Source organism: Nonomuraea sp. NPDC049709, from assembly GCF_040674815.1.
Taxonomy (GTDB): domain Bacteria; phylum Actinomycetota; class Actinomycetes; order Streptosporangiales; family Streptosporangiaceae; genus Nonomuraea.
Map to the genome: position 1 here is coordinate 72935 of NZ_JBFANM010000009.1, position 23922 is coordinate 96856.

25 protein-coding genes are annotated in these 23922 nt (G+C 71.6%); 12 read left to right on the top strand and 13 right to left on the bottom strand.

What is annotated here, in order from left to right; translation table 11 throughout:
- Positions 1-4: 4 nt before the first annotated feature.
- Positions 5-262, bottom strand: coding sequence for a hypothetical protein (locus tag AB0J69_RS10990; protein WP_364115289.1), 258 nt, complete (start codon positions 260-262; stop codon positions 5-7).
- A 54-nt stretch (positions 263-316) separates the two neighbouring features.
- On the opposite strand from AB0J69_RS10990, the gene AB0J69_RS10995 reads away from it, so the two are divergent.
- From AB0J69_RS10995 to AB0J69_RS11005, 3 genes are read left to right on the top strand one after another with little or no spacing between them, the layout of a single operon-like run.
- Positions 317-1369: a DNA topoisomerase IB gene (locus AB0J69_RS10995; protein WP_364115291.1), complete on the top strand. Its 1053-nt coding sequence runs from the start codon at positions 317-319 to the stop codon at positions 1367-1369.
- A gap of 45 nt (positions 1370-1414) precedes the next feature.
- Positions 1415-1663, top strand: coding sequence for a BON domain-containing protein (locus AB0J69_RS11000; RefSeq protein ID WP_364115293.1), 249 nt, complete (start codon positions 1415-1417; stop codon positions 1661-1663).
- Positions 1656-2402 (top strand): metallophosphoesterase, encoded by a 747-nt coding sequence (locus tag AB0J69_RS11005; protein ID WP_364115295.1) that lies wholly within the window; start codon positions 1656-1658, stop codon positions 2400-2402. The genes AB0J69_RS11000 and AB0J69_RS11005 overlap by 8 nt, the downstream gene beginning before the upstream one ends.
- Positions 2403-2426: 24 nt before the next feature.
- On the opposite strand, the gene AB0J69_RS11010 is transcribed toward AB0J69_RS11005, so the two are convergent.
- Entirely contained in the window at positions 2427-4205 is a 1779-nt protein-coding gene (locus AB0J69_RS11010; protein WP_364115297.1) for a SpoIIE family protein phosphatase, read from the bottom strand.
- Between the two features lie 134 nt (positions 4206-4339).
- Complete coding sequence (locus tag AB0J69_RS11015) at positions 4340-4489, bottom strand: GPGG-motif small membrane protein (RefSeq protein WP_165959640.1); 150 nt, start codon at positions 4487-4489, stop codon at positions 4340-4342.
- A gap of 71 nt (positions 4490-4560) precedes the next feature.
- Between AB0J69_RS11015 and AB0J69_RS11020 the strand changes: the two genes are divergently transcribed.
- Positions 4561-5514 carry a TIGR03557 family F420-dependent LLM class oxidoreductase gene (locus AB0J69_RS11020; protein ID WP_364115299.1) on the top strand — a complete coding sequence of 318 codons (954 nt, stop codon included), beginning with the start codon at positions 4561-4563 and terminating at the stop codon, positions 5512-5514.
- A gap of 8 nt (positions 5515-5522) precedes the next feature.
- Here AB0J69_RS11020 and AB0J69_RS11025 read toward each other — a convergent pair whose 3' ends face one another.
- The gene (locus tag AB0J69_RS11025) at positions 5523-6008 is read right to left on the bottom strand and encodes a DUF1360 domain-containing protein (RefSeq protein WP_364115301.1); all 486 of its coding nucleotides are present in this window, start codon (positions 6006-6008) and stop codon (positions 5523-5525) included.
- Between the two features lie 70 nt (positions 6009-6078).
- Here AB0J69_RS11025 and AB0J69_RS11030 point away from each other — a divergent pair, with 70 nt between their 5' ends.
- The gene (locus AB0J69_RS11030) at positions 6079-6675 is read left to right on the top strand and encodes a nucleotidyltransferase (protein WP_364115303.1); all 597 of its coding nucleotides are present in this window, start codon (positions 6079-6081) and stop codon (positions 6673-6675) included.
- A 13-nt stretch (positions 6676-6688) separates the two neighbouring features.
- Here AB0J69_RS11030 and secA2 read toward each other — a convergent pair whose 3' ends face one another.
- The 4 genes from secA2 to AB0J69_RS11050 form a co-directional block, all read right to left on the bottom strand.
- Positions 6689-8869 (bottom strand): accessory Sec system translocase SecA2, encoded by a 2181-nt coding sequence (secA2, locus tag AB0J69_RS11035; protein ID WP_364115305.1) that lies wholly within the window; start codon positions 8867-8869, stop codon positions 6689-6691.
- Between the two features lie 142 nt (positions 8870-9011).
- Positions 9012-9923: an EamA family transporter gene (locus AB0J69_RS11040; RefSeq protein ID WP_364115307.1), complete on the bottom strand. Its 912-nt coding sequence runs from the start codon at positions 9921-9923 to the stop codon at positions 9012-9014.
- A 178-nt stretch (positions 9924-10101) separates the two neighbouring features.
- Positions 10102-10917, bottom strand: a complete 816-nt coding sequence (locus AB0J69_RS11045; RefSeq protein ID WP_364115309.1) for an SAM-dependent methyltransferase — start codon at positions 10915-10917, stop codon at positions 10102-10104.
- Positions 10918-11007: 90 nt separating this feature from the next.
- Positions 11008-12087, bottom strand: coding sequence for an acyltransferase (locus AB0J69_RS11050; protein WP_364115311.1), 1080 nt, complete (start codon positions 12085-12087; stop codon positions 11008-11010).
- A gap of 148 nt (positions 12088-12235) precedes the next feature.
- Here AB0J69_RS11050 and AB0J69_RS11055 point away from each other — a divergent pair, with 148 nt between their 5' ends.
- The 3 genes from AB0J69_RS11055 to AB0J69_RS11065 all read left to right on the top strand — a co-directional run bounded on the left by AB0J69_RS11055 (position 12236) and on the right by AB0J69_RS11065 (position 14181).
- Positions 12236-12580, top strand: coding sequence for a PRC-barrel domain containing protein (locus AB0J69_RS11055; RefSeq protein WP_364115313.1), 345 nt, complete (start codon positions 12236-12238; stop codon positions 12578-12580).
- 95 nt (positions 12581-12675) lie between these two features.
- Positions 12676-13050: a VOC family protein gene (locus tag AB0J69_RS11060; protein WP_364115315.1), complete on the top strand. Its 375-nt coding sequence runs from the start codon at positions 12676-12678 to the stop codon at positions 13048-13050.
- A 177-nt stretch (positions 13051-13227) separates the two neighbouring features.
- Positions 13228-14181 carry a DMT family transporter gene (locus AB0J69_RS11065; protein ID WP_364115317.1) on the top strand — a complete coding sequence of 318 codons (954 nt, stop codon included), beginning with the start codon at positions 13228-13230 and terminating at the stop codon, positions 14179-14181.
- Here the strand turns inward: AB0J69_RS11065 and AB0J69_RS11070 are convergent.
- Positions 14108-15244: an FAD-dependent monooxygenase gene (locus tag AB0J69_RS11070; protein ID WP_364115319.1), complete on the bottom strand. Its 1137-nt coding sequence runs from the start codon at positions 15242-15244 to the stop codon at positions 14108-14110. The two genes, AB0J69_RS11065 and AB0J69_RS11070, sit on opposite strands and share 74 nt — an antisense overlap.
- 84 nt (positions 15245-15328) lie before the next feature.
- On the opposite strand from AB0J69_RS11070, the gene AB0J69_RS11075 reads away from it, so the two are divergent.
- Positions 15329-15967, top strand: a complete 639-nt coding sequence (locus tag AB0J69_RS11075; RefSeq protein ID WP_364115321.1) for a TetR family transcriptional regulator C-terminal domain-containing protein — start codon at positions 15329-15331, stop codon at positions 15965-15967.
- A gap of 83 nt (positions 15968-16050) precedes the next feature.
- Here the strand turns inward: AB0J69_RS11075 and AB0J69_RS11080 are convergent, their stop codons facing one another.
- Genes AB0J69_RS11080 through AB0J69_RS11090 form a run of 3 tightly spaced genes read right to left on the bottom strand, consistent with a single transcriptional unit; the run spans position 16051 to position 19696 of the window.
- Positions 16051-16671, bottom strand: coding sequence for a VOC family protein (locus AB0J69_RS11080; RefSeq protein ID WP_364115323.1), 621 nt, complete (start codon positions 16669-16671; stop codon positions 16051-16053).
- A gap of 22 nt (positions 16672-16693) precedes the next feature.
- Positions 16694-19084, bottom strand: a complete 2391-nt coding sequence (locus tag AB0J69_RS11085) for a hypothetical protein (protein ID WP_364115325.1) — start codon at positions 19082-19084, stop codon at positions 16694-16696.
- 21 nt (positions 19085-19105) lie between these two features.
- Positions 19106-19696, bottom strand: coding sequence for a GNAT family protein (locus AB0J69_RS11090; protein ID WP_364115327.1), 591 nt, complete (start codon positions 19694-19696; stop codon positions 19106-19108).
- Between the two features lie 106 nt (positions 19697-19802).
- Between AB0J69_RS11090 and AB0J69_RS11095 the strand changes: the two genes are divergently transcribed.
- The 3 genes from AB0J69_RS11095 to AB0J69_RS11105 are packed head-to-tail and all read left to right on the top strand — an operon-like array spanning position 19803 to position 23214.
- Positions 19803-21005, top strand: a complete 1203-nt coding sequence (locus AB0J69_RS11095) for an acyl-CoA dehydrogenase family protein (RefSeq protein ID WP_364115329.1) — start codon at positions 19803-19805, stop codon at positions 21003-21005.
- Entirely contained in the window at positions 21002-22165 is a 1164-nt protein-coding gene (locus tag AB0J69_RS11100) for an acyl-CoA dehydrogenase family protein (RefSeq protein WP_364115331.1), read from the top strand. Before AB0J69_RS11095 ends, AB0J69_RS11100 begins: the two co-directional genes overlap by 4 nt.
- The gene (locus AB0J69_RS11105; protein WP_364115333.1) at positions 22162-23214 is read left to right on the top strand and encodes an acyl-CoA dehydrogenase family protein; all 1053 of its coding nucleotides are present in this window, start codon (positions 22162-22164) and stop codon (positions 23212-23214) included. The genes AB0J69_RS11100 and AB0J69_RS11105 overlap by 4 nt, the downstream gene beginning before the upstream one ends.
- Here the strand turns inward: AB0J69_RS11105 and AB0J69_RS11110 are convergent.
- On the bottom strand, positions 23185-23775 hold the full coding sequence (locus AB0J69_RS11110) for a TetR/AcrR family transcriptional regulator (RefSeq protein ID WP_364115335.1): 591 nt from the start codon (positions 23773-23775) through the stop codon (positions 23185-23187). The two genes, AB0J69_RS11105 and AB0J69_RS11110, sit on opposite strands and share 30 nt — an antisense overlap.
- Positions 23776-23922: the final 147 nt, after the last annotated feature.

The window sequence follows — 23922 nt, forward strand, 5'->3', positions numbered from 1 at the left end:
GAGATCAGCCCGCCTCTCCGTCGTGGCGCCGCTTCTGGCGGCGTACGGCCAGTGTGATGTCGACGATCGTGGCGATGGCCAGCACGACGGCGATGCCCGCCATGACGTGCGCCCCGGTGATGATCCCCAGCACCGTGAACGCGAACAGGAACACCAGGATGAACGACCCCACCCTGATGTGCACCACATCGCGCGGGGTGGCGGGCACCATCGCATGGCCCTTGCGGTCCCGCTCCTCGTGCCATTCTCCTTTGTCAACCATGCCGCTCACCTGCCCGTCCCGTTTGTTGCCTAACGTCCTGGGTAGCGCCCCTCCGTGCCCGAGCCAGATCCCCACGCGGCGTCGCCGGCCGGAGATTCCTACGCCGACCTGCGCCCGAGCGACCAGAGCGAGCCCGGCATCGCGCGCCGCCGGCGCGGGCGCGGCTTCAGCTACACCGGGCCCGACGGCCGCCCGGTGCGCGACCCCGCCACGCTCGCGCGGATCAAGGCGCTGGCCATCCCGCCGGCCTGGCAGGACGTGTGGATCTGCACGTCGCCCGACGGACACCTGCAGGCCGTGGGGACGGACACCGCGGGGCGGCGGCAGTACCGCTACCACGACGTGTGGCGCGAGCAGCAGGACCGGGCCAAGTTCGACCGGGTGCTGGAGGTGGCCGAGCGGCTGCCCGCGTTCAGGAAGGCCGTGGACGACCAGCTCAAGGGGCGCGGGCTGACCCGGCAGCGGGTGCTGGCCGCCGCCGCCCGGCTGCTCGACATCGGCTTCTTCCGCATCGGCGGCGAGAGCTACGACACCTACGGGCTGGCCACGCTCAGGATGGAGCACGTGACCTGCGCCAGCGGTATCGTCACCTGCTCCTACCAGGCCAAGGGCGACGTGGCCCGCGAGGTCGAGGTGGCCGATCCGGGGGCGTGCAAGGTGCTGAGGGCGCTCAAGGCGCTGGGCGAGCAGGGCGAGCTGCTGCGTTACCGGCACGAGGGCGGGTGGAGCGACATCAGGAGCGAGGACATCAACGAGTACCTGCGCGAGATCATCGGGTACGAGGTCACCGCCAAGGACTTCCGCACCTGGCACGCCACCGTCCTGGCGGCCGTGGGACTGGCGGTGTCCCGGCCGGCCCGGCACGCGGGGCGGACGAGCAAGCAGCGGGCCGTCACCCGGGTGATGCGCGAGGTCGCCGAATACCTGGGCAACACGCCGACCGTGGCCAGGGCGTCGTACGTGGACCCGCGCGTGGTGGAGGCGTACGACCAGGACAGGACCATCGCGGCGGCGCTGACCGAGCTGGGAGCGGACGCCGACTTCGGGCAGCTCGCCACGGCGGGCCCGGTGGAACGCGCGGTCATTGAGCTGATACGTGCCGTTTGAGCTGTTCATAGCCGGGCATGCGCCGACAGAAGAAGGAGGCGAGCGATGGAAGCTCCGCAGTACGTCGCGGCCCGTGTCCAGCAGGCGCTGGCCGAGGACGGACGCACGCACGAGCTCGGAATCCGCGTCGACATAAGAGGCGACCAGCTGTTCCTACGCGGTCAGGTGAGCGGTCCCGAGCAGCGCGAGCGGCTCGGCCAGGTGGCGCACGAGGCCGCGCCCGAGCTCCACGTGCACAACGAGATCAACGTGGTGGACCTCACCGAGCCAGGGGAGGATGAGCATCTTGACTGACCTTCGCATAGCGGCCGTGGGTGACATTCACCTGGGCGAGGACGTCAAAGGCCAGTACAGGAAGAGGCTCGAGGGCATCGAGGACCGCGCGGACGTGTTCATGCTGGCGGGAGACCTGACCCGGCACGGCACACTGGAGGAGGGCCGGGTGGTGGCCGACGAGCTGCGCGGCCTGCCGATACCGGTGGTCGCGGTGCTCGGCAACCACGACTACCACTCCGACCTGCAGTACGAGATCGCCGCCGAGCTGCGCGACGCCGGCGTCATCGTGCTCGACGACGACGGCGTCGTGGTGCAGTGCGGTGACAAGAAGCTGGGCGTCGTCGGCGGGAAGGGATTCGGCGGCGGGTACGCGGGCAAGTGCGCGAGCGAGTTCGGCGAGCGCGAGATCAAGAACTTCGTCTCCCACACGCGCTACATCGCCGAGGCGTGGAAGGTCGCGCTGAAGGAGATCGTGGCCGACGAGCGCATCGTGCTCTCGCACTACTCCCCGATCAAGGAGACGCTGGAGGGCGAGCCGCACGAGATCTACCCCTTCCTCGGCAGCTACCTGCTGGCCGAGGCGGTCGACACGGCCGGGGCCGACCTGATCCTGCACGGGCACGCGCACAAGGGCAGCGAGAAGGGCATGACGCCGGGCGGCATCAGGGTGCGTAACGTCGCGCTGCCGGTGCTCGGCAAGGCCTACGCCGTCTACTGCCTCGAGTGCGAGGACGGCTACCGCAGCGAGGGCGGCTGACCATCCCCCCACCAGCGAGGGCGGCTAGAGCACCCGTACGGCGAGGACGCACACGTCGTCCTCGGCCGCCTCGCCCCCCAGGCGCTTGAGCAGGCAGGCGATCACTTCCTCCGGATCGTCGCCGCAGCAGAAGTGAGCGGCCTGGATCAGCGCGTCCATCCGGGCCGCCATGTCCTGCCCGCGCCGCTCGACGATCCCGTCGGTGTAGAGGATGAGGAAGTCGCCGGGCTCCAGCCGGGTGGTGGTCAGGTCGTACTCGGTGACGTCGAAGGCCCCCAGCATGAGCCCCGGCGCCGGGTCCAGCAGCCGCGCCCGGCCGTCCCTGATCAGCACAGGAGCCGGATGGCCGGCGTTCGTCCAGCGGTACGTGCGCTCCTCCGGGTCGAAGTGGCCGATGATCGCGGTGCCGGTCACGGTGACGCCCTGGCCGGAGTGCACGATGAGGTCGTTCAGCCAGGTGGCGAGCTGGTCCGCGGACGCCCCCGTGTAGGCCAGGCCGGCCAGGCCCGCACGCATCTGGATCATGAGGCTGGCCGCCGTCAGCCCGTGCCCCATCGCGTCCCCGATCGCCAGCAGCACCCTGCCGTCGGGCAGGTGGCGGGCCTTGAACCAGTCGCCGCCCAGCCGGACGAGCTCCTCGCCGGGCAGGTAGCGCACCCCGATGGTCAGCCCCGGCATCTGGATGAGCCCGCGGCGGAACGGCAGGATCGTGTCCTGCAGCCGGACGGTGACGTCGTGCTCCTCCTCGGCCCGCCGGCGCTGCGAGAGCGCCTCGTGCGCCACGGCCAGGGCCCGCTCCCTGCGCCGGTTCCTGGTCACGTCCTGGACCAGGAAGCGCACCTTGACCGGCACGCCGTCGGTGTCGAGGATCGGCTCGCCGTACACGCAGAGGTGCCGCACGCCGTGCCGGTGCTGGATCCTGAACTCGTTCTCGACCGCCTCCCGGTGTTCCAGCAGCGAGCGAAGGTGCTCCTCGACGATCGGCAGGTCGTCGGGCACCACCGAGGCCGGCAGCTCCTCCAGCGACATGGGCCCGTCGGAGCGGTCGCGGCCGAGCATCTCGTACATCTGCGGCGTCCACAGCGTGCGCTCCGTGGCCAGGTTCCACTCGCCCCAGCCCAGCTCGGCCAGGCGCTGGGCGCGTTCCCAGCCGGCGACGAGCAACTCCTCGTCGTCGAGGGGCCGCCAGCTCACCAGCAGCCCGTCATCCACCCGGGCCGCGCGCACGCTGAGCGTGGCCGGCCAGAGCAGGTGGTCCAGCACCTCCACGAACTCCAGCGCCTCCCGGTGCACGGGCTCGCCGCTCTCGTAGACCGCGATGTAGTCGTCGAGCAGACCGGAGCCGGCCACCCCCGGGCTCGCCGCCATGAGCCGCTGCCCCGCCAGCTCCGCGGCCGTACGGCCGGCCACGGTCCTGGCGTGCCGGTTGGCCGCGAGGATCAGGAAGTCCACGACGCGGCCCGTGGCGTCGTGGACAGGGGTGAGGTAGAGGGCGGAGGCGTGGACGGCCTCCAGCATGCCGCGCACCCAGACGGGCACGTCGAGCGGGCCACCGGCCTCCTCTGACGGGCGCTCGATGCCCCGGGCGACCTCGATCGGGGCCAGCCCGCTGTGCCGGGCCATCCTGGCGAGCTGCTCGGCCGCCTCAACCGGGCGGATGTTCAGCTCGGTCGCGAGGCGGGCGGTGGCCTCGTCCAGGATGGCCTGGTCGCGCATCTGACGACGCAGCCGCTGGAGCTGGTCACGGACTCTCGCCGAGGCAGCCCCGGTCTCGTAGCGGCTGAACGGCGGATATTGGCTCACTCGCTCCTCATTCCCTCGGAAGGGGAATGGAGGGGCGCCACTACTGATATTTCGACAAAACTAGTGCACCGCCGGACCGTTCTCGGGGATCGGCCCGGCGGCGAAACGGGTGGGGAACCGGGTGAATGGTCCCCCTAGACATTGAAGATGCTGACCCCGCCCGGGCCGACCAGGAATCCGAGGACGATGAGAACGATCCCCCAGAGCAGGTCGCGCCTGGCCAGGATCACGTAGATCCCGGAGATGACGAGAATAACCGCGATGATCCAGAGCAAAGTAGCCATGGGCCTGCAACTGCCCTCAGGAACGACCGCTTAACATGTTTCCCCCTGGGGCGGCGGGCAGGGGAAAAGTTATGACGACCTTCGGTTATTTCCTGTCGTGCGAGGAACACGGCCCGAAAGAGCTGGTACGCCAGGCCAAGGCCGCCGAGCGCGCCGGCTTCGAGGCCCTCTGGATCTCCGACCACTTCCATCCCTGGCTGGACGAGCAGGGGCAGTCCCCGTTCGTCTGGTCCGTGATCGGCGCGCTGGCCGAGGCCACGTCCCTGCCCATCACCACCGCCGTGACGTGCCCCCTCATCCGTACCCATCCGGTGGTCATCGCCCAGGCCACGGCCACCACGGCGGCGCTGACCGGCGGCCGCTTCCGGCTCGGCGTGGGCACCGGCGAGGCGCTCAACGAGCACGTGATCGAGTCCCGCTGGCCCCCGCTCAGCGAGCGGCTGGAGATGCTGGAGGAGGCCGTCGAGCTGATGCGGGAGCTGTTCACCGGCAAGCTGGTGACCCACCGGGGCCGCCACTACCAGGTGGACACCGCCCGGCTCTACACGCTGCCGGAGGAGCCGGCGCCCATCCTCATGTCGGGGCTGGGCCGGAAGTCGACGGAGCTGGCCGGCCGCCTGGCCGACGGTTACGTCTCCACCGCGCCGGACGCCGACTCCGTACGGGCCTTCCGCGAGGCGGGCGGCACCGGCAAGCCGGCGCTCGGCGGGCTCAAGGCCTGCTACGCCGCCGACGAGGGCTCGGCCCGCAAGACCGTGCACCGCCTGTGGCCCACGCAGGGCATCAAGGGCGAGGCCTCCCAGATCCTGCCGCTGCCCCGACACTTCGGGCAGCTCGCCGAGTCGGTCACCGAGGACGAGGCCGTGAACGGCAGCCCGGTCGGCCCCGACCCCGAGGTCCACGCCCGCGCCATCCGGCAGTACGTGGACGCCGGATTCGACGAGGTCTACGTCAACCAGATCGGCCCGGAGCAGGACGCGTTCTTCGACTTCTACGAGCGCGAGGTCCTGCCACGGGTCCGGTAAGCGGGGGACTACTCGGCCGACTTCATCAGCTTCGCGTAGGCGAGCTGCAGCCAGTCCGAGATCGCCACCGCCGTCATGGTCGCGCCCACGAGCCGGGTGACGCGGGGAGCCAGCACGAGGCCGGCGGCGTACCCGGTGGCCACCCACTGCGCCAGGCAGAACGGGCAGGCGAGTAGCTCGCCCAGCGCCCCGCGCGGCTTCTCCTGCACCTCAGAGGGGCCGCCGGGGCCTTCGTACTGCGTGAACGGCGCGCGCAGCGGGCTGGTCACGGGGTCCTTGGCCAGGCGGCGCGACACCTTGTGCGTGCACGCGGCCATCAGCAGCAGGTCCATCACCCCGACATGGTCGGGGACCCGCCGCCCGGCCAGCAGCGTCGCGACGGCGGCCACGCCGACAGTCCCGCCGTACGCGCTGAGAATCCCGGCGTAACCGCCCAGCGGCCGGTCATGATCGCCTTCGTAGGACTGTTCGGTCTTCTCGAGGATTTCGGTCATAGCTTCAGGCGCTACCCGGAAGCCCTCGCATCCAACGTCTAGCCGACCATCGTTCGGGTAGCCCGTTCACATGAGTAGCCACGGCCACGCGGTCACCGACGCCATCCTCGACACGCTCAAGCGCGCGAGTTCGGGGCTCAAGGACGCCGGGGTCAAGTTCGCGCTGGCCGGCGGATGCGCCGCGTACGCGCGGGGGGCGGCCCCTTCGCTGCACGACGTGGACTTCGTCCTCACCGAGCACGACGTGCCCGCCGCGTTGGAGGCGCTGCGCGGGCTGGGTTTCCAGACGGCCAAGCCGCCGGAGGACTGGCTGGTCAAGGCGTACGACGAGGGGCGGCTGGTGGACCTCATCTTCCGGGTGTCCGACCTGCCCATCACCGACGAGCTGCTCGACCGGGCCGAGCCGCTGAAGGCGTCGGCGGTGATCGTCCCCGTGCTGGAGGCCACCGACCTGGTCATCTCCTGGCTGCTGCCGCTGTCGGAGCACGCCTGCGACTACGGCGCGCTGCTGGCGCAGGTGCGCGCGCTGCGGGAGCAGGTGGACTGGCCGCGGGTGGCCGCCGTGACGGCCAAGTCGCCGTACGCGACCACGTTCATCACGCTGCTGGAGAGGCTGGGCGTGCTGGACGGGCCCGTCGTGGCGTGCGGCGAGCCCAAGTGGCCCTGACCCAGCCCGCTGATCAGCCGCGGCGGGTCGCGGCGGTGACCCGCTTGAGGATGCGGTCCCACTCCGTGCCGAACGGGTTGTCCTGCACGAGGTACGTCCAGGTCGCCGTCGGCCGCTTCAGATCCGGCTCCGGGGCCTCGAACGACTCCAGCGAGCGCCGTTCCACCTCGGCCAGCAGCGATTTGTACTCCGCCACCGCCTCCCGGTGGAACTCGTCGATCGGGCTCATCCGCCCCAGCGCCCGCAGGTGGATGCCCTCGCGCAGGTCGGTCAGGAACGCCAGGTGCTCGGTCCAGCAGCGGTCGATGGCGTGCAGCACGATCTGGCGGGCCGTCTCGTCCCTGGTGTCCTCCGGCATGGCCGCCCAGCGCTCCGGGTCGGCGGTCTCGAGGGCCTTGGCGGCGGCGTCGCCGTGCAGGACCTTGTCCCGCCATTCGAGGATGAGCTCGCGCTGGTGCTCCAGCAGCCGGGTGTAGCGCCACGTGTTGCGGTGGATCTCCAGGTTGACGCCCTCGGCGACGCGCTGGGCGTGGCCGACGAGGTAGGCGCCGCGCCGGTGGCGGACCAGGCCGTCGGCGTCGGCGGCGGGCGGGCGCTCGTCGGGGACGAACTGGGTGATCAGATCATCCTTCATGCTGACGAAGAAGACCGAGCCGCCGGGGTCGCCCTGGCGGCCGGCGCGGCCCCGGAGCTGGTCGTCCAGGCGGCTGCTGGCGTGGCGGCCCGAGCCGATCACGTAGAGGCCCCCGAGCTCGGCCACGCCCTCGCCGAGGCGGATGTCGGTGCCGCGCCCGGCCATCTGGGTGGAGACGGTGATGGCGTCGCGCTCGCCCGCCCGGGCGATGATCGCGGCCTCTTCCGCGTCGTTCTTGGCGTTGAGCACGACCGGCTCCAGGCCGCGCCGCTGCAGCAGCTTGGCGAGGTTCTCCGACTCGGCGACGTCGAGCGTGCCGATGAGGATGGGCCGGCCGCTCTCGTGGACCGTCTGGATCTCCTCGACCAGCGCCGCGTCCTTGTCGGGAACGGTCGGGTAGACGCGGTCCGGCTCGTCGGTGCGCACGCACGGCCGGTTGGGCGGGATCACCGCGACCTTGAGCCCGTAGAACTCGCCGAGCTGCTCGCTGACGGCCACGGCCGTGCCGGTCATGCCGCAGATGTGCGGATATCGCCGGATGAGGCCCTGGACGGTGATCGAGTCGAGGATCTCGCCCTTCTGGCTCGGCGGCAGCGCCTCCTTGGCCTCCACGGCCGCCTGCAGGCCGTTGGGCCAGCGCTGCAGCAGCGCCACCCGGCCGCGCGAGGGGTTGATGAGCTGCACCTTGCCGTCGCGCACGATGTAGTCGACGTCGCGGGCCAGCAGCGCGTGGGCGTGCAGGGCCAGGTTGAGCTCGATCAGCGTGCCGGGCTCGTGCTCGTCGTAGAGCTCGACGCCCAGGAGGTTCTCCACGCTGTCGGCGCCCTTGGGCGTGAGGTAGACGTTGCGCGCCTGCTCGTCGATCTCGTAGTGGTAGCCGCGGACCAGCTGCCTGACCAGCGCCGCCATCTCCGGCACCGCGCTGCCCGGGTCGGCGGCCCCGGCCATGACCAGTGGCACGCGGGCCTCGTCCACCAGCACCGAGTCGGCCTCGTCGATCAGCGCCACCTCGGGCGCGGGCACGATGATCTCGGCCGCGTCGGTGCGCAGGCGGTCGCGCAGCACGTCGAACCCGATCTCGCTGACCGGCCCGTAGGTCACGCTCTTCGCGTACGCCTCGCGCCGCTCCTCGGGCGAGGAGTTCTGGTCGATCCAGCCCACGCTGACGCCGAGCGCCTCGTAGAACGGGCCCATCCACTCGGCGTCGCGCCGCGCCAGGTAGTCGTTGACCGAGATGACGTGCACGCGCTTGCCCTGCAGGGCGTAGCCGGCCGCCGCCATGGCCCCGGAGAGGGTCTTGCCCTCACCGGTGGCCATCTCGGCGACCTTGCCGTCGAGCAGGGCCAGCGTCCCCAGCAGCTGCACGTCGTAGGGTCGCAGGCCCAACGTCCGGTCGGCGGCCTCACGTGCGACAGCACAGAACTCGGCGAGGTCGCTCATGTCCGGCGCCGGGAGCTTGTCGAGCTCGCGGATGCGGTCGGCCCTGGCGTCCGCCGCCTTGACGATCTTCTGATAGGGCGTGAGCGGGACGCCTCCCGGACGATCCAGGAGGTTCCTCATTATTCCCTTGAGCGAGGCCACAGTTCCTCCAACGCACGCATCGCCGACACCGTTCCCGCTGCCAGAGGAGGGGAGCGGAGCGACGATTCGGCAAGCGTCGCCGTACCGGACCTTAACTCATCCGGCCGCCCACGCCGTCACATCACGCCGCTTCGGCACGTGCGGCGAGTACCGCGACGGCGGCCAGCAGCAGCACGCACCCCGACCAGGCGAGCGGGGTGAGCCGCTCGCCGAACAGGACCACGCCGAGCAGCGCGGCGCCGACGGCCTCGCCGAGCGAGATGATCGACACCGTGGTGGCCCGCAGGGCGGTCAGGGCGCGGAAGAACAGCCCGTACGCCAGCGCGGTCGGCACCGCGCCCAGGTAGACCAGCAGCGCCACGGACGTCCAGGTCACCTCCGGCACCACGCCTTCGGCCAGCGCGAACGGCGCCAGGCAGGCCGCGCCGACGACGAACCCGCCGATCGCCATGGCCTGCGGGTCGCCGTCCCGGTGCCGCCGGGAGTAGAGCGTGACCCCGGCGTACCCGGCGGCCGAGGCCAGGGCGAAGGCGATGCCGGCGACGGAGGACATGCGGGCCTGCGCAACGGTCTCGGCCGTGAGCAGGACGAGCCCGGCCAGTGCGACGGCCAGCGCGACGAGGGCGACCTGGCCGAGACGCTCGCGGAGCAGGAAGCGGCTGCCCAGGGCGGTGAAGACGGGGGTGGCGCCCATCGTCACCACGGTGGCCACGGCCACGCCGGAGTGGGCGATGGCGGCGAAGTAGGCGGTCTGGTAGACGGCCATCCCGGCGCCGACGACCAGGACGCGCCCGCTGAGGTGCCCGCCGAGACCTCCGGCCGCGCGGGCGGCGCCGGAGGAGCGGGCTGCGGTGCGGCCGTTGGCGAGGAGCAGGAGGAAGGCGGCGCCGAGGAGGTAGCGCCACAGGGACACGCCGACGGGGCCGAGCCCGCCCGTCTCGAAGAGCAGGGATCCGGCGGCGCCGCCGGTGCCCCAGGCGGTCGCGGCCACGGACACGTAAACGGCGCCCCGCCGGGCGGAGACATGGGTCATGACAGGAGTTCTCCGGATGGAGTGGTCGGAATGGGCCCGGTGTGCGGGCAGCAACCACCCCCGGATCGGTCAGACCCGGAATCTCAGGAAAGGCCGCCCGCTAGTGGGCCGGCGGCGGGGAGCAGATGAGACGTCGCGGCATGGGCCTCACCCTATCGGGCGCCGGACCCGGGCCGCCTCACGGTTTCCGCGCGACCCCGCCCAGCAGCACCTCTTCCCAGGAGGTGAGCGGGCCGGGGATGCGCTCGTCGGGATGCCATTCGGGGAAGTGCACCACGCCCGGCTCCACCAGCACCAGCCCGTCGAAGAACCGCGCGATGGCGGCCCTGTCACGGAAGTGTCCGGTGCCCATGGTGGCCTGCAGCATCACCTCCAGCGCCTTGGCCTTGGGGTTGTCCGAGGCCAGGAAGTTGGAGGCGGCCAGGTGGCTGCCCGGCGTCAGCGCGTCCATGTAGCGCCGCATCAGCGCGTGCGGGTCCTCCTTGTCGGAGAACAGGTGCAGCAGCCCGACCGCCAGGATCGCGGTGGGCTGCGACAGGTCGATCAGGCGGCGCAGGGACGGGTGGCCGAGCACGGCGTCCACGTCGCGAGCGTCGGCGGTGATGGCGTCGGCGTACGGGTTGCCGCTGAGTATGGCCTTGGCGTGCGGCTCCACCATCGGGTCGATGTCCACGTAGACGACCCTGGAGCGGGGGTCGGCGAAGTGCGCGACCTCATGGGTGTTCTCGACCGTGGGCAGCCCGGCGCCGAGGTCGATGATCTGCCTGATGCCCGTCTCGCGGATCAGGTAGTCGACGACCCGCCCGATGAAGGCGCGGTTGCACCAGACGAGGTCGACGACTTCCGGCACCGCGGCCTTGAGCTTGCGCGCGACGGAACGGTCGGAGGCGAAGTTCTCCACGCCGCCGAGGAGGGCGTCGTGCACCCGGGCCACGCTCGGTCGTTCCCGATCGACCCCTGGGGGAGCCCACTCCTGCTCGGCGTTGAGACCCATCCGGCCTCCCTCTCGCAGTCCGTGCGCGGATCGTATCCAGACCTGGGGCTCCTACGCCCGACCTGGCGAGGGGTTGTCAGGAAAGTCACGTCAGCCGGTCGGGCTCCCCACCGGCGGCGCGGCGTGCGCGGGCTGCCGCTTCGACAGCAGCCGCTTGAGCCAGGGCGCGAGCGGCCGCTCCACGAACCGGTGCACCAGGTACGCCGCCCCCAGCATGACCGCGATCAACCCCACGAGCAGCACGTACTTGTTGACCATGCCCTCCAGGCGGGCGAACAGGATGAACCCGACGTGCGCGTGCAGCAGGTACAGCGGGTACGTGAGCGCCCCCGCGGTCACCAGCCACGGCCGGGCCAGCACGTTCGTGACCCGCAGCGCCACGAACGTCATGATCAGGAAGATCACCACGACCACGGCGGTGATGACCACCGGCGAGTACGTCACCGAATACCGCTCGCCGACCGCCTCGGCGTACCCGATGGCCCGGTAGACCGCGTTGCCCAGGCAGATCGGCACCAGCAGCGCGATCTGCCAGTCCAGCCCGAACCGGTAGAGCATGAACAGCGCCATCCCGGCGATGAAGTAGTGCGAGAACTCGGACTGGACGACCAGGTCCGCGATCCCGGGCAGCACTCCCACCTCGACCAGGAGCGTCAGCGCCAGCCAGCCCCACAGGCCGGCCATGATCCGGCCCCGCGTCATCCCGATCCAGGTGAAGACCAGTATGAGCAGGTAGAACCGCATCTCGGCCCACAACGTCCAGTAGACGACGTCCACGTTCTCGATGTTCGGTATGGCCTGGAACATCGTCAGATTGGCCAGCACCTGCGGCAACGACACCTGGAACAAGCCCTGCCCCAGCGCCACGGTCACCACGGCGGTGACCGCGATGCCCACCCAGTAGGCGGGATAGAGCCGGACGATCCGCGACACCACGAACTGCCTGGGGGTCCTGCCCCAGGCGCTCATCAACACCACGAAGCCACTGATCAGGAAGAACAGGTCCACGCCGAGATAGCCGTACTTGGCCCACGCGCTCTCCGTGACGAACGTCACGGTGGTCTTCCCGCCGGCCCAGCCGGAGAAGACGTAGTGGTACAGCACCACGCACAGTGCCGCCAGCAGGCGCAGCCCGTCGATCTCGTATAACCGTTCTGCCCTGGTTCGCATGGCTTGCTCCCTTCCGTAGTCAAGAGGGTGGCGGCATCAGCTTGAAGGTTGGTTAAGGATCGTCAAACGCATTGTTACGGGTTTACACGAAAATCGACGGGTAGTTGGTGGCATGCCCGAGAAAGACGGAAGAGAGAGGAAGAGCCCGATGGAGCTCTGGAACTATCGTCCTGACGTCTATGACCGCGGGCACGCCCTGGACCTCGTGGGCTACCACGTCCAGGCGACCGACGGGAAGATCGGGTCCGTCGATGAGGCGACGTACGAGGTCGGCGAGAGCTACGTGATCGTCGACACCGGTCCTTGGATCTTCGGTAAGAAGGTCATGCTCCCGGCCCAGGTGATCACGAACATCGATCCCCAGGAGCGCAACGTGTTCGTGGCCCGCACCAAGGCCGAGATCAAGGACGCGCCCGAATTCGACGAGGGCACGTTCAAGGAGCCCGAGTACCGTACGCGGCTGGGGGACTATTACGGCCGCTTCCCCGGGTGACTCACGTGTCGCAAGAGGAGGGCCGCGCCGATCGGGCGCGGCCCTTCTTGCGTTCCTGACAGAAGATGGCAGGTATGCCTGGCAGGCTCGGCGGCATGACAACGAAAGCGAAGCTGCTGGCCTTCACCATCGACTGCTCCGACCCCCGGGCGCTGGCCACGTTCTACTCCGAGGTCACCGGGATGGAGATCACGTACGCCGAGGACGAGTACGCCGCCATCACCGACGGCACCACGAGCATCTACTTCGGCCGCGTCGCGGAGCGCGAGCCGGTCGTGTGGCCGAGCCCCGACAAGCAGTTCCACCTCGACTTCCGGGTGCCGGACATCGAGAAGGCGGCGAAGGAGTACGTCGCGCTGGGGGCCACCAGGCCGGAGTTCCAGCCCGGCGTCACGGAGGAGGGCACCCGCTGGATCGTGCTGCAGGACCCGCAGGGCCACCTGTTCTGCGTCTGCCCCGAGCAGTCGTGATCGCGGTAACCGATCGGTCCGTTACCTCAGCCCGGCATCAAGGATGCGCCACATGTCCGTGCTGGTCACGGCGGCCTTAAGGGCATTTATCGGCCTAAAGGATGACTCTGGAGCTTCGCTGGGCTCTTAAGCTGGAGCAATGCTCCTGAAAGGATCCCTGCTCCTGCGTGGGCCGCGATGACGTGGGTCGGCATGCTCATCGCCCTGGCAGGGGCGCTGGGATACGCGTTCGGCGCCGCGCTGCAGCAGTACGAGGTGGTGGCCGAGGGCGCCTCGCTGAGGCTCGTGAAACGTCCCCGCTGGTGGGTCGGCGGCATCATCTCCTTCACCGGTGCCTGCCTGCACGCCGTGGCCCTGAGCTTCGCGCCGCTGGTCGCCGTGCAGCCGATCAGCGTCGCCACGCTCGTGTTCGCGGTGCCGCTGGCCGCGTTCATGTACGGCCGCAAGCCGTACCGCGCGGAGATCCTGGGCTCGATCGCCGTGGCGGTGGGCCTGCTCTGGCTCATGCTGCTGGTGCCCTCGCACAACGTGACGCCCAGGCTGAGCGACGGCGCCGCGCTCGGGTTCGTGGCCGTGATCGCGGTGGTCACGCTGGCCACGCAGGTGCTCGCGAGCCGGGTCCACGGCGCGTCCAAGGCGCTGCTGCTCTCCGTGGGGGCGGGTGCCGTGACCGCGAGCGTGTCCACGTTCGTGCGCGTGGTCGGTGGCGGGATGGAGGGGGACTGGGGGCGGCTGCTCCACTGGTTCACCCTGGCCGTGCCCGTGCTGCTGATCTGCGCGGTGGTGCTGCTGCAGCGCTCGTACGCCGTGGGCTACTTCGGCATCGCCTACGCCGGCGTGCAGGTCATCGACCCCATCACCTCCGTGATGGCCGGGGCGATCCTGCTCGGCGAGCCGCTGCCCACCTCTCCCTCGACGGCCGTGCCGGCCCTGATGGCCGGCGCGCTGACCATCGCCGGCACGATCACGCTGGGCCGCCTGGCCCCCGATCACCACGCCAAACCGGCGACCCCCGCCCTCGCCCCCGCCCCGGCGCCCGTGGCGGTGGAGCGCACGGTCACCGTCCAGCCTCCGCCGGTGGACGCCACCGCAACATCTCGTCCATCGACCGCAACATCAGATCTGGGCTGAGCCGGGCCGCGGCCGACAGGCCGAGATCGCGCAGCCGCACCGCCAGCGGGTTGCGCAGCATGGTCATCCGGCACAGCGTCATCGACCGCCGTACGATCTTCATGGTCCGCTCCCTGCGGGCGGCGCTGTAGGCCGCCAGGTCGCCGCCGGCCAGGTGCGCCAGCACGACCCCGTCCTCGATCGCCTGGCAGGCGCCCTGCCCGAGGTTCGGCGTCATCGCGTGGGCCGCGTCGCCGACCAGCGCCACCCGGCCCTGGTGGTAGGCGGGCAGCGGCTCGGCGTAGGAGTAGATGTCGTTCCGGATGATCCTGGCCGGGTCGGCCGCCGCCAGCAGTGCCGGGATGGGCTCGTGCCAGTCCCCGAACCTGCGCAGCAGCTCCGCGCGCTCGTCCGCGTACACGGTCCCGGCGGGCAGCACGTCGGTGGCGTAGACGTAGACGACGTCGCCGGCCAGCAGGTGGATGCCGAACACCGTGCCCCGGCCCCAGCTCTCCGACCGGGGAATCGCCAGGCCGCCGCGCGGGACGAGGGCGCGCCAGGCCGTCACCCCCGAGTACGCGGGCCCGGGATGCTCCGGGAACAACGCGCGCCGGGTGGCCGAATGGATGCCGTCGGCCGCCACGACCAGGTCGGCGTCCAGATCGCCCGCCGCCGTGCGGACCACGCCCTTCTCGGCGTCCACCCCCGACACGGCCGTGTCCAGACGCAGCCGGTCCCGGCCGAGGGCGTCCATGAGCACCTCCATGAGCGTGGCCCGCAGCATGACCACCACCGAGTCGCCGTACCTGTCGCCCGCCGCCGCCTCCGTGGTGTGCGTGAGCCAGCTCCCGTTCGACCGGCGCAACCCGAAGCGTCCCTCCGCCGTGGCGAGCCCGCGGATCCGGTCGCCCAGGTCGAGGAGGTCGAGGGCCTTCAGCGCGTTGGCGGCGATCGCCAGCCCCGAGCCCACGGGCTCGATCTGCGGCACGCGCTCCAGCACGGTGACGTCCCATCCCTTGCGGCGCAGCGCCACCCCGGCGGTCAGCCCGCCGACACCCCCGCCGATCACCACGGCCCTGGCCATGGCCGCCTCCCCTTCAACTACGTCTGTAGTGCCACCCTACTACGCCTGTAGTGTGGTCTCACTACCGCTGTAGTATCAGGCTCCGTGAAGCGCTCTGACCTGGTCGCCGACACGGCCATCACCCTGCTGGCCGAGCGCGGCATGCGGGGCCTGACCCACCGGGCCGTGGACGAGGCAGCCGACCTGCCGCCCGGCTCCACCTCCAACCTGGCCCGCACCCGGGCGGCACTGCTGGAGCTGACCCTGTCACGGCTCACCGACCTGGAGATGCGTGCCCTGTCCGGTGCTTACGGGGGGCCGTACGACCTGGCGGCCCTGCCCGCGCGCATGGCGGAGGCGCTGCACACCCAGCTCTCCGACCGCCGCCGCACCCTGGCCCGCTACGAGCTGGCCCTGGAGGCTACCCGCCGACCCGAGCTGCGCGAGATCTACGACCAGGCCGGACGGCGCTTCCGCGACCCGGCCGTCGCCATCCTGACGGCCCTCGGCTCCCCGGATCCCGTCCGGCACGCGCGCAACCTCGTGGCGTTCGGCGAGGGCCTGATGTTCGACGCCATCGCCGGCGCCGGCACCGTCCCCACCCTCCAGGACCTCAAGGACGCCCTGAACGAACTCCTGACCGGCATGCTCGGCCGCCCCGCGCGACAAGCGGACCCACCTGCAGGATCGTCGCCCGCCGCGACCTGGCCTCGGCCACCGCGTCCAGGATCTTCCGCATCGTGAGCGGCGGCCCTGGGCTGCGGCACCGGGCTGCGGCAGCGCACCTCGCCCTCCGGGACTCGGACGAGCCGGTCAGGCATACGTGATCAGGTCAGCGTCACGGGACCGTACCGCCCCGACAGCACGGCGGTCAGGCCCGGCCGGGAGTCCTCGTCGAGGTCGAGCCGCACGTCCACGGCCGCCAGGTCCCGCCGCACCGCCCCGGGGTCGGGGTGTGCGCCGCGCAGCGACACCAGCTCGACCGCCGGCAGGCCGCTCTCCACCGGGTGCCGCGTGGCGCCCCAGTCGATCAGGAACGGCACCAGCCCGTCGTGCCCGGCCCGCTGCGGCGGGGTGAGCCGCCAGCTCAGCAGGTCGCCGGAGGCCGTGCGCCGCGACATGTCCGCCGGGTCGCCGGGGTCGTAGCCCCGCTCCCGCGCGCGGGCCGTCACCGCGTCGATGCCCGTCACCGCCACCGCCCAGTTCACCAGCGCCGGCGCCGCCAGCGAGTCGATCCGGAACCACCGGGGCCCGGCCGGCGCCTCCTGCTCGGGATCCGGCCCGACGATCTCCAGATAGCTCCGGCCGCCCAGCGCGAGCAGGTGGTTACGGGTGCCCAGGCCCAGGTGCCGCCCGCCCACGGCGGCGCGCACGCCCAGCAGCCGCTCCAGGTCGGCCACGGTCTGCCGGAGATCGGGGGTGGCATAGACGAGATGGTCCACAGTCATGACGTGCATTGTGCCGGGCGCGTCAGCACGCCTCGCGATAGGGCACCTCCGGCAGGTGCTCGCCCCACTCCTCCGGCGAGAGCGGCCCGTAGTGCTCGCACACCCACGCGCCCGGGTCGGCGGGAGCGGCCGGCCGCGCCAGGTCGATGGTGAGGACCGTGCCCCGCCCGGCCAGCACGCGCAGCCACCGGCCGTCCCCGGACAGCGCCGCCTGCGCCGGCCGGTCGGCGGACGCCGGGACCTGCCGGTCGGCCAGCAGCGTCCCCTCCGCCAGCCGCCAGACCCGCACGCGGTCGCTGTCGGTGCTGACCAGCAGCCGCCCGTCCGGGCTGAAGCGCAGGTGGCCGGGGGAGGGGCGCAGCCTGGTGTAGCGGGCCGGGACGCCGTCGAGGCCGTAGACCTGGATGCCGGTCTCCTCGGCGATGGCCACCCGCTCCCCGTCGGGCGCGAACGTCGTGTACTCCCACGGCATCCGGTCCAGCCAGGGCGCGGGCGACGACCGGCCGGCCCGCCTGATCTCCGACCGTTTCCCGTCGAACACCAGCGCCACCCGGTCGTCCGGGCCGACCACGGCGTACTCGCCCACGTACGCGGCCCGTCCCGCCCCCAGGTCCCAGGCCCACCGCTCGCCCGACTGCCGGGCGGCCGCGAACAGCAGGCCGCCGCCCGGGCTGAACCACGCCGACTGCTCCCCGGGCGCGCCGAGTCCCCGGCCGAAGGGCCGGCCCAGGGTACGGGTGCGCAGGTCGTACAGGTAGGACCGGTCGACCCCGACCAGCGCCAGCGTGCGTCCGTCGGGTGACCAGGCCATCGCGCGCACGCTCTGCACCGGCCCCGCCGTGGTGGTGAGCGTCCGGCCCGACGCGAGGTCGTACAGCCGCAGCGTGCCCTCCTCCAGGGCGGCGAGCACGGACCCGTCGTCGGTGACGGCGTGCAGCGTGCGCGGCCCCGCGTACGGGTCGGCGAACACCGCCACCGCCGCGTCCTGGACCGCCAGCGCCCGCCGGGTCTCGGGGATCGGCGCCAGCCGCCACGCGGCCAGGCTCAGCTTGCGCGCGGTCACCGGGTCGGCCGGTCGCAGCGCCTCCGCCCGGGACGCCGCCACCCTGGCCATCGCCTCGTCCAGCCGCCCGTCGGCGATGCCGCGCTGCCACAGCGCGAGCAGCGCGGCCACCATCGCCACCGACAGCAGCCCCGCCATGGCGGTACGCCGCCGGCGCGCCCGCCGCCGCACCGTGGCGATCCCCGCGTCGAGGAACCTCTGCTCGCCCGCGTTCAACGTCACCCGCCGCCGCCCGCCGGCCGCCCACGCCAGCGCCCGGTCCAGCGGCTCCCCCCGGAAGAGCCATCCCTCCGGCCGCCCGCCCGCCTCCCACCGCCGCGCCGCCGCCACCAGCTCCCGGTGCACGGCCAGCCCTTCGCGCTCGCCGTCCAGCCACTCGTGCAGCCGCGGCCAGGCCCGCAACAACGCCGCGTGCGCGATGGCGGGTGCGGCCCCGTCGCTCAGGAGCCCCGCCTCCCGGTACGCCGCCAGCACCCCGTCGATCGCGGCCACCACGTCGGCGCCCCGCCCGGCGACCAGCTCGTCCCTGGAGGCGCTCACCACGGTGTCGGCGCCGTCGGAGTCGAGGCCCACCAGCCGCAGGAACACCTCCGGCACCACGTCCTGCTCCGCCGGGCTGAGCTTCAGGTAGACGGCCTCGGCGCGGGCCCCGAGCGGCGGGTCGTCGACGGGTTCGGGGGGAAGCAGCCGGCCCTGCTGGGACTGGGGCGCGTCGAGCAGGGACATCAGGAGCTGGCGGGCGTTCGGGCGGCGGTCGGGATCGCGGTCGAGGGCGGCGGCCACGAGCCCGCGTAACGGGCGGTCCAGCCGCTCGCCGCCGCCTAATCGTTCGTCGTCGCCGTAGGCGGCGAAGACCAGCAGCCGCCCCCAGGCGTGCACGTCGTCCGGCGGCCCGCCACCCCCGCCCGCCAGCCCCAGCCCGACCAGCCGGGGTCCCTCGGCCCCCAGGACGACCTTGTCCGGCGTGAGCGCCCCGTGCGCCGCGCCCGCCTCGTGCACCGCCGCCAGCGCGGTGGCCGTGGCGGCGGCCAGCCGGTAGAGGTCGTCGCCGGCGTACGGGCCGTGCCGGTCCACGACCTGGCGCAGGGTCGGGCCCTCGATGTACTCGCTGACCAGGTAGGGAGGGTCGCCGTCCAGGCACGCATCGGTCAGCTTGGCGACCGACAGCGAGCGGACGTGCCCGGCGGCCGCGGCCGAGGCGGCGAGCCGGGCCCTTGCCCCGTCGTCCAGCAGGCACGGCACGCCCAGCGCGTGGCGGGCACCGGACTCGTCGTACGCCTCGCGCACGACGACCTGCCCGCCGCCGTCGAGCCGGGCGCCGAGCCAGTAGCCCCCCAGCCGATCAGTCATGCGGGATGAGACTCCGCCCTTCTAGGAAAGGTTCGAGCGGCCCCCCAACCGGCTACGGTGCTCCGGCCACTCCTCTTCGAGGATGCCGAAATAGACGGTGTCGCGCCAGGTGCCGTCCGGCCTCTTGCGGTGGCGGCGCAGCGTGCCCTCGTGCAGGCCGCCGATGCGCTTGATGGCGTTCTGCGACCTGAGGTTGAGATTGTCCGTCTTGAGCAGCACCCGGTTGTAGCCGAGCGAGAAGGCGTGGTCGATGAGCAGCAGCTTGCAGCTCGTGTTCACGGCCGTGCGCCAGACCGCCCGGCCGTACCAGGTCCAGCCGATCTCCACGCTGGCCTCGAAGCCGGGCACGTCGGCGTACGTGGTCCAGCCGACCGCCCGCCCGCTCTCCTTCAGCACCACCGCGAACGGCACGTGCTTGGAGTCGTCGATCAGCCCCCGGGCGACCTTGCCCAGCTCCTGCTCCGAACGCGGGGCGGCGCTGGGCAGCCAGCGCCAGACGTCCTCGTCCCCGCCGCCGGCGGCGAACAGGTCGGGCACGTGGTCCATGGTGAGCGGCTCGAGCCGGACGACGTCGTTCTCGAGCACCACGGGAAAGGGCAACTTCGCGGTCATGGCGGCAACCTTATGAGGCCACTCGAGTCACGTTCATGGCCACCTGCACCTTTTTGCGGGGAACCACCTGTCGACACTCATACCGGCCGGTCGGTAGGCTCTCGGCATGGACTTCGCCTTCGACAAAGTCACCGAGGACCTGCGGGAGCGACTGCTCCGCTTCATGGACGATTGCGTCTACCCCGCCGAGCCCGCTTTCGAGGAACAGGCCGCGGTCAGCGGATGGAGCCCGCCGCCGCTGCTGGAGGACCTGAAGGACGAGGCCAGGCAGCGCAGCCTGTGGAACCTGTTCCTGCCCGGCGACCACGGCGCGGGGCTGACCAACCTCCAGTACGCACCCCTGGCCGAGATCATGGGCCGGAGTCCGGCCATCGCCCCCACGGCCACCAACTGCGCGGCACCCGACACGGGCAACATGGAAGTGCTGTCCATGTTCGGCAGCGAGTGGCAGCGCAAGGAGTGGCTGCGGCCGCTGCTCGACGGGGAGATCCGCTCGGCGTTCGCGATGACCGAGCCCGACGTGGCCTCCTCCGACGCCACGAACATCGCGACCTCCATCGTCCGCGACGGCGACGAGTACGTCATCAACGGCCGCAAGTGGTTCATCTCCGGCGCGATGAACCCCAACTGCAAGATCTTCATCGTCATGGGCAAGACGAACCCCGACGCGCCCAAGCACCGCCAGCAGAGCATGATCCTCGTCCCCCGCGACACCCCCGGCCTGCACATCAAGCGCGGCATGCACGTGTTCGGCTACACCGACGCCGACCACGGCGGGCACGCCGAGATCGTGTTCGAGGACGTACGCGTGCCGGCGGAGAACCTCATCGGCGAGGACGGCGGCGGCTTCGCCATCGCGCAGGCCAGGCTCGGCCCCGGCCGCATCCACCACTGCATGCGCCTGATCGGCATGGCCGAGCGCGCGGTCGAGCTGATGTGCCGCCGGGCCCTGGCCAGGACCACGTTCGGCAAGCCCGTCGCCCAGCAGGGCGTGATCCAGGACTGGATCGCCGAGTCCCGCATCAAGATCGAGCAGGCCCGCCTGCTCGTGCTCAAGACCGCCTGGCTCATGGACACGGTGGGCAACCAGGGCGCCCACACCGAGATCCAGGCCATCAAGATCTCCACTCCGATCACCGTGGAGTGGATCCTCGACAAGGCCGTCCAGGTGCACGGCGCGGGCGGCGTCTCCCAGGACTTCCCGCTGGCCGCGCTCTGGGCGGGAGCCCGCTCGCTGCGCCTGGCGGACGGCCCCGACGAGGTGCACAAGCGGTCCCTGGCCTATCGCGAGTTGAAGAGGTACATGTGAACGAGGCGGAGATCAAGGAGCGCGTGGCGGCGTTCCTCGGCGAGCACGATCCGAGCGGGGACCGGCTGGAGTTCCTGCGGGCCAGGTTCGATGCCGGGCTGGCCTGGGTGTGGTTCCCCGAGGGGCTCGGCGGCCTCGGGACCTCCAGGGAGCTGCAGCAGGTCGTCGAGCGGGAGCTGGCGGACACGCCGCAGATCAACGGCGGGGTCCAGGGCATCGGCCTGGGGATGGCGGCGCCGACGATCCTGGCGTTCGGCACGGAGCAGCAGAAGCGCCGGTTCCTGCGGCCGCTGTGGACCGGGGAGGAGATCTGGTGTCAGCTCTTCAGCGAGCCCGGCGCCGGGTCCGACCTGGCCACGCTGGCAACCCGGGCGGTCAGGGACGGTGACGAGTGGGTGGTGGACGGCCAGAAGGTGTGGACGTCCGGCGCCCATCACTCCAGGTGGGCCATCCTGGTCACCCGTACCGACCCGGACGTGCCGAAACACCGCGGGATGACGTACTTCATCTGTGACATGCACGCTCCCGGCGTGGAGGTGCGGCCGTTGCGGCAGATCACCGGTGAGGCGGAGTTCAACGAGGTGTTCCTGACCGGCGTGCGGCTCTCCGACGACCTGCGGCTCGGTGAGGTGGGCGACGGCTGGCGGGTCGCGCAGACCACGCTGATGAACGAGCGGGTCGCGATCGGCGGCGCGCCGACGCGGCGCGGTGGTGGCGCGGTGGCGGCCGCGCTCGCGGCCTGGCGGGAACAGCCCGAGCTGCGCACGCACGACCTGCACCAGCGGCTGCTGTCGCTGTGGGTGGAGGCCGAGGTGACCCGCCTGTCCGGGGCGCGCCTGCGCGAGCAGCTCGTCGCCGGGCAGCCGGGGCCGGAGGGCTCGGGGATGAAGCTGTCGTTCGCCAAGCTCAACCAGGCGCTGACGGGCTTCGACGTCGAGTTCCGGCGGGATCTCGGCTACGACGACTGGACGTTCCGCCGCTCCGAGAACGTCGACTTCTACGGCCGCGGCCCCGGCTATCGCTATCTGCGGGCCAAGGGCAACTCCATCGAGGGCGGCACCTCCGAGATCCTGCGCAACATCATCTCCGAACGGGTGCTCGGCCTGCCCTCGGAACCCCGTGTCGACAAGGACGTGCCCTGGAAGGACCTGCCGCGATGACGCTGCTCTATTCCGAGGTCGAGGAGGAGCTCAGGTCCGCCGTGCGCGGGCTGCTCGCCGACCGCTGCCCGCCCGCCGCGGTGCTGAAGCGGATCGAGTCCGTGAACTCCGTATACGACCTGGACCTGTGGAAGACGCTGGCCGGCGAGATCGGGGTGGCCGGGCTGCTCGTCCCCGAGGAGCTGGGCGGGGCCGGTGCGTCGGCCAGCGAGGTGGCCGTGGTGCTGGAGGAGCTGGGCCGGGCGGTGGCGCCGGTGCCGTTCTTCACCAGCTCGGTGCTGGCCACGCAGGCGTTGCTGCCGACCCGCGACGCGCTGCTCGGCGAGCTGGCCGAGGGGCGCAGCACGGCCGCGCTGGCCGTGTCGTTCGCCGCGTCGCCCTACCGGCCGGACCGGGGCTCGTCCGTGAGCGTGGACGACCAGGGGCGGCTGTCCGGGACCGTCACCGGGGTGGCCGGCGCCGAGGTGGCCGACGTGCTGCTGGTGCCGGTGGCCGGCGACCTGTACGCGGTGGAGGGCGTCCCGGTCGAGGTCGTGCCCTCGCTCGACCTGACCAGGCCGGTGGCCACCGTCACGTTCGCGCGTACGCCGGCCCGCCGCGTGGGCGCGTGCGACCTGGCCGGGGTGTTGCGGTTCGGGGCCGGGCTGCTGGCCTCCGAGCAGCTCGGGGTGGCCGAGTGGTGCCTCGACACGACGCTGGCCTACGTCAAGGAGCGCCACCAGTTCGCCCGGCCGGTCGGCTCGTTCCAGGCGATCAAGCACCGGCTGGCCGACCTGTGGCTGGACGTGGTCAGGGCTCGGGCCGCCGCCAGGAACGCGGTCGCCGACAGCTCGTCGGTCTCCGTGGCCGTGGCCCAGTCGTGGAACGCCGGGGTGGCCGTGCACGCGGCCGAGGAGGCCCTGCAGCTCCACGGCGGGATCGGGATGACGTGGGAGCACCCCGTACATCTCTATCTCAAGCGCGCCAAGGCCACCGAGATCGCACTGGGCACGCCCGGCGACCACCGGGAGGCGCTGGCCTCACTCGTCGGAGTCCCCGGCCCCGAGTGAGGCGAGCAGCAGGTCGGCGAAGTGCCTGCCCACCTGGGCGCCGGTCAGCGGGCCGTCCGCGTGGAACCATGTGCCCAGGTGGTGCACCGAGCCGAAGAAGTAGTCGACGACCAGCTCCGCGGGGACGCGGTCGCTGAAGATGCCCGAGCGTTGCCCCTCGGCCACGAGTGCGCGGAAGCGCTCGTGGTAGCGGCGGCGCTCGGCGCGCACGGTCTTCTGCGTCTCGGGAGCGAGCAGGTGGATCGACCGGAAGAAGATCTTCGAGTCGTCGAGGTTCGCGGCCGTGGTCTCCACGACGTCGGCCGCCGCCCTGTGCAGGCGCTGCCGCAGCGTGCCCGGGCCGTCGGCGATCTGCGCCAGGCGGTCCATCTGCATGCGCAGCACCCGGGCGTAGATCTCGTGGAGCAGATCGTCCTTGGAGTCGAAGTAGTGGTACATGGCGCCCTTGGTGACGCCGGCGGCCATCACGACCTCCTGCACCGAGGTGCTCTCGAAGCCACGCTCTGCGAACAGCCGCGTCGCCTCGGCCAGCAGTCGCTGCCTGACCGGTTCCTCTTTCACATGGTCCCCCTTGGTCACCGCCTTAGCATACCGACTGGTCGGTTGTTGGGCTTGCGGGTACTAATTCCGTCACCTTAGGCTCGCCTTGGTTGAAGAGCGGGTATCTCTTGATCGGCGAGGGATCTTCGGCGTGGCAGATCCTGCACA